This is a genomic window from Rhodococcus chondri, assembly GCF_036327435.1.
Lineage (GTDB): Bacteria > Actinomycetota > Actinomycetes > Mycobacteriales > Mycobacteriaceae > Rhodococcus > Rhodococcus chondri.
Genome location: NZ_JAUZMZ010000262.1, coordinates 1 through 4,477, shown reverse-complemented (window position 1 = coordinate 4,477; position 4,477 = coordinate 1). Strand labels below are relative to the sequence as shown.

The 4,477-nt window shown below is 69.5% G+C and carries 2 protein-coding genes and 2 pseudogenes; 2 read left to right on the top strand and 2 right to left on the bottom strand.

From position 1 onward, the window contains the following. Nucleotides 1–515, top strand: a pseudogene (locus Q8814_RS24590) (polysaccharide biosynthesis protein); the annotation flags it as partial. 4 nt (nucleotides 516–519) lie between these two features. Here Q8814_RS24590 and Q8814_RS24585 read toward each other — a convergent pair. After that, nucleotides 520–1,758, bottom strand: a complete 1,239-nt coding sequence (locus Q8814_RS24585) for a DUF3068 domain-containing protein (RefSeq protein WP_330154581.1) — start codon at nucleotides 1,756–1,758, stop codon at nucleotides 520–522. A gap of 194 nt (nucleotides 1,759–1,952) precedes the next feature. On the opposite strand from Q8814_RS24585, the gene Q8814_RS24580 reads away from it, so the two are divergent. Continuing rightward, nucleotides 1,953–3,137, top strand: coding sequence for an acyltransferase family protein (locus Q8814_RS24580; RefSeq protein ID WP_330154580.1), 1,185 nt, complete (start codon nucleotides 1,953–1,955; stop codon nucleotides 3,135–3,137). 872 nt (nucleotides 3,138–4,009) lie between these two features. Here Q8814_RS24580 and Q8814_RS26610 read toward each other — a convergent pair. Continuing rightward, a pseudogene (locus tag Q8814_RS26610) lies at nucleotides 4,010–4,417 on the bottom strand (discoidin domain-containing protein); the annotation flags it as partial. Nucleotides 4,418–4,477: the final 60 nt, after the last annotated feature.

The window sequence follows — 4,477 nt, the reverse complement described above, 5'->3', positions numbered from 1 at the left end:
CCGTCGCGACGAAGGTGGCGTTCTGGTTACCGCAGGCGGTGGGGGTGGTGCTGTATCCACGGATGGCGAATCCGGCGCAGTCCGCGGCGGCGGTGCGGTCGGCGCTGACGGTACTCGTCGGTCTCGGTGCGGCGCTGGTCGCGGCGGCGGCGGTGTGCGCGCCGATCGTGCCGCTGCTCGTCGGTGAGGCGTACGAGCCGGTGCAGTCGCTGCTGTGGGCGTTCGCGCTGCAGGGCGCGTGCCTGGCCGTGCTGCAGGGGGCGTTGCTGTCCGCGATCGCGGGGGAGCGCACCCATCTCGCCGGTGTCGCGTGGGTGGGGCTGGTGGTGGAAGCGATTCTGATGGTGACCGTCGCGTCGACGATGCGGCAGTTCATCGCGGTGGCCGTCGGGGTGGCGGCCGTGACCGCCGCGGCGGTCGCGGTGCTCGCAGTCCGTGCCGCGGGTGCGTCGTCCCCGTCCGGAAACGCCACCGCCCCCCACCGTGAGGTGGGGGGCGGGACGAGAGAACTGTAAGCCGCTATTCCTGGTTGGGCTTACGGAGATCGGTGCGCGGGATCTCCTGGGTCTGGTCGGTGGTCCAGTCCCGCTGCTGCTGGTTCTGGTCCACATCGGAGCGGGGGATGACCTCGGTCCGGTCGTCCGTGTAATCCCGCTGCGCAGGCGCGGCGTGCGCCGGGCCCACGGTGGTGGTGGCCGGTCCGGCCGGGGCCGGTCCGCGCGACGTGGCCGCCCGGTTGCCGCCCTTGCCGCCGCTGCGAGCGCCGAGCAGGAAGCCGGCGATCAGAGCGATCACGCCCAGAATGCCGAGGATGATGGGCAGTGTCCGGCCGAGCAGCGCAAGCTGGTCCTTGCCGTCCTTGGCCCGCGCGATCTGGTTTTCGACGGTTTGATCGTCGAACGGCAGAGTCACGTTGAGGACCGTCACTTCGGGGCGGTCCGCGCTGCGGGCGTAGTACTGGTCCTGCTGTTCCTGGCCCTTGACCACGACACCGGTGACGGGGTCGACCCACAGATCACGAATGTTGTTGTACCAGCGGGTCATCGTGATCGGCTCGTCGCCCTCACCGACACCCCACGTGGACGCGGGCAGGCTCAGCTTGTAGGTAGTAGCCTTGGGATCGGTTTTTGACAGGTCGATCGGGCCGACTTCCTGACGGAAGTGGTAGACCTTCAAGCCGTTGAGTTCCTCTTCACCCTCGAAATTGAGGGGGAACGTCTGACGCGCGTTGATGTCGTAGTACGGGTACGACTCCTGCTTCACGTCGAACGGGAACTTGTACTGCAGCCCGTCGCGGTCTCCGAGATCGGTGGGCGGCGCGTCCGCGGATGTCTGCACCGTGCTCACGCGCTCCGGGTATTCCTCTTCCGAAACCGGCATCGCGGTCACCCGGTCGATGGTGACGCGGTCGATGAGCGCGGTCACCAGACCGCTGTCGCCCTGCATGTCGAGACGGCGCACCGTCTGACCGCTCTGCAGTGTCATGATTTCGCTGTTCGCCGGGTCCTCCGTCGTGACGTAACGCTGTGCCACGATCGGGACGTCCCTGTCGACCTGCGCGTTGCCTGCCAGTAGCGCTCGCGAATTGAGAAGATCGCCGGTCCCCTCGGCGATCGTCGTCACCTCGAGATCAAGCGGCGTCGTCTTCATCTTGCCAATGGTGTAGGTCGGCACGAGAATCGCGATAACCAGGAGGAATGCCCCCAGGCCCACCAGAATCAACGCCAATATCCGGCCCGAGCTCGAACGCTCAGCCATGCTGTCTCTCCTCACTCAACGGGTTGACATCGAGTACCCCCACCGGCAGCAGGGCTGCACGGATCGTCCTGGCATCCGACCCGCGAACGCCACGTGAGCCCAGACACTAACAGTCCGGGGTGTGGTGATGCGCGTCCGCTTGCCGCGGAAGCCGGACTTCCGTGAGGAGGCGACGACGGGCACACTGGTCGCCGATGACCAGCACAACCGTCTCCGCACCCGTCGTGACGGGTTTTCTTCCGGCACTCGAGGGAATGCGCGGGCTTGCCGCCGTCGGTGTGCTCATCACCCACGTCGCCTTCCAGACCGGTGCCGTGCACGACCCGGTGATCGGCCGGGTCTGGGGACGACTCGACCTGGCGGTCGCGCTGTTCTTCGCGCTCTCGGGGTTCCTGCTCTGGCGTCCGCACGCGTCCGTGGCGCGCGGACTCGGCAAACCTCAGTCGGCCCGCCGCTATTTCTTCTCCCGCGCGACCCGCATCCTGCCCGCCTACTGGGTCGTGGTGGTTCTGGTGCTGTGGCTGCTGCCCGGTGCGAGCGGCGGCGCGACGGTGTGGTGGGCAAACCTGACCTTGACGCAGGTGTTCGTACCGCTCACCCTCACCGAGGGGCTCACGCAGATGTGGAGCCTGTCGGTCGAGGTCGCGTTCTATCTGTTGCTGCCTGCACTGGCGCTCGCCCTGCGCCGGCTGCGCGGCGATCGGGCCCGCTTCCGCATCCCGCTGCTGCTGGCGGCCAGTGCGCTGTCGTTGCTGTGGGTGTGGTTGCCGGTGCCCACTCCGGGCCACATCAATCACGACAACTGGCTGCCCGGTTACGTGCCCTGGTTCGCGGCCGGAATGCTGCTCGCGGAACTGTCCACCCTGCCCGCGACCCGGATGCATCGGCTCGCGTCGCGTCGGCGTCTCATGGCGCTGATCGCCGCGACCGCGTTCGCGCTCGCCGCCACTCCGCTGGCCGGACCCGAAACCCTGACCGACCTCGAGCCGTGGGAGTACAACAACAAGATCGTGCTGGGCGCGATCATGAGCTTCGCGCTGCTCGCGCCCCTGACCCTCGCGCCGCGTGCCGAGCATCGGATCCTCGCGAGCCCGCCGGCGCTCGCCGTGGGCCGGTGGTCCTACGGGGTGTTCATCTGGCACCTCGCGGTGTTGTCGATCGTGTTCCCCGTCTTCGGAATCGCGCCTTTCCAGGGCAGTTTCTGGTTCGTGCTGACCGTGACCGTCGTGCTGAGCATCGCGATCGCGTCGGTGAGCTACGCGCTGGTCGAGGATCCGACGCGTCGCGCCTTCCACCGCTGGGAGCGGCGCCACCGGGTCGGTCCCCCCGGCAACGCCGCCAGTCCCACGGCGACCAGCCCGACCAGCGCCGCGAACTGAATCAGGAGCGAGTGCCCGACGTACCCGTCGGGTGAGCGCCACGGACCGGTCGAGAGCAGCGCCATCGCGAACATCGTCGCGGTTCCGGCGGTGGCGACGAGGATCCGCGCGGCGACCGCGACCCCCCACCGTGCCGCGGCGACGGCGATCGCTCCCGCGGCGACGAGCACGACTCCGGCGCCGACCGCACCCGCGACGACGGTCGCCGCGGCGATCAACCCGACGAATCCCGCGACCCCTGACCGCCACGTGCGCGGCGCCGGGCCGGGGTCGGGAGCAGGTCGCCGGCGCGGCCACAGCGCCAGCACGAACACGGGCAGCAACAGCAGCAGCCCACCGAAGATGCCCAGCCGGTACCAGCGGTCGGTCGCGAACTCGACGGTGACGAGCCCGCCCGTCCCCGCGGGCACGATCCAGCCCTGCTGCCAGCCGTCGACGACCACCGGGGTCAGTTCGGTGCCGTCCTCGCTGCGCGCGACCCAGCCGACGTTGGTGCTCTCCGGGACGACGATCAACCGGTCGTCGGTGCCGGCGGGTACGTGCAGCTCGCGCAGGTTCTCCGTCCACGTGCCCATCTCGAGCTCGACCGGATCGGTCACCGGCATGTCGATGCCCGGGACGGACAGGTCCAGGCTCGACACCGTGAACGCGGCACCCGGGACGACATCGAGATCGACGGTTCCGGCGGTCATGCCGACCAGGCCGGTGCCGCACAGCGTCGCGGGAACCTCGGCGCCGGCGGCGAGCTCGGCGACGGTCGCGGTCACCGACGTGCGGTAGCTCGTCCCGCCGACGGTGAGCATGGGTCCTTCGTCGCAGCCGACGGTGACCTCACGGTCGTAGACCGAATCCTGGGCGCCGATCGGGCCGTCGGACCCGAGCACCGTCACCTCGGCCAGTCCCGGCGCGGCGAGCTTGGAAAATCCGAGGACGGTGCGGTCCAGCACGTCGCGCCAGCCGACGACGCTGAGCACCACCCGGTCGGTGATGTGTGGGGTCAGCTCGATCGGTGTGTCCTCGTCGAGGTCGCGTACCTGCGGGCCGTTGCCGAGGTTGACGGCGACCCGGCTCGGCGCGACCGGAAGCGTCCCGAGCGATGTCGCGATGTCGAGGCCCGTCACGAGCTGCGGTGACGGCAGGTCGAGGGTGAGGGTGGGGCGCGGGGCGTCGGGTTCGAGCGCGCTCTCCTCGGCGGTCCACGCCGTGCGTGGATCTCCGTCGGTCGCGGCGAACGCGGACCCCTGCAGGTCCACCACGTCCGCATCACCGCGAGCGGTCACCCGATCGGGCTGCTCGACAATGTCGTTCAGCGCGGGGCCGGGGCGGGCCCGCAACCACAC

What these genes read in the sequence shown, in the direction of transcription:
- Q8814_RS24580 (WP_330154580.1), top strand. Translation starts at nt 1,953, where the DNA reads ATGACCAGCACAACCGTCTCCGCACCCGTCGTGACGGGTTTTCTTCCG.
- Q8814_RS24585 (WP_330154581.1), bottom strand. Translation starts at nt 1,758, where the DNA reads ATGGCTGAGCGTTCGAGCTCGGGCCGGATATTGGCGTTGATTCTGGTG.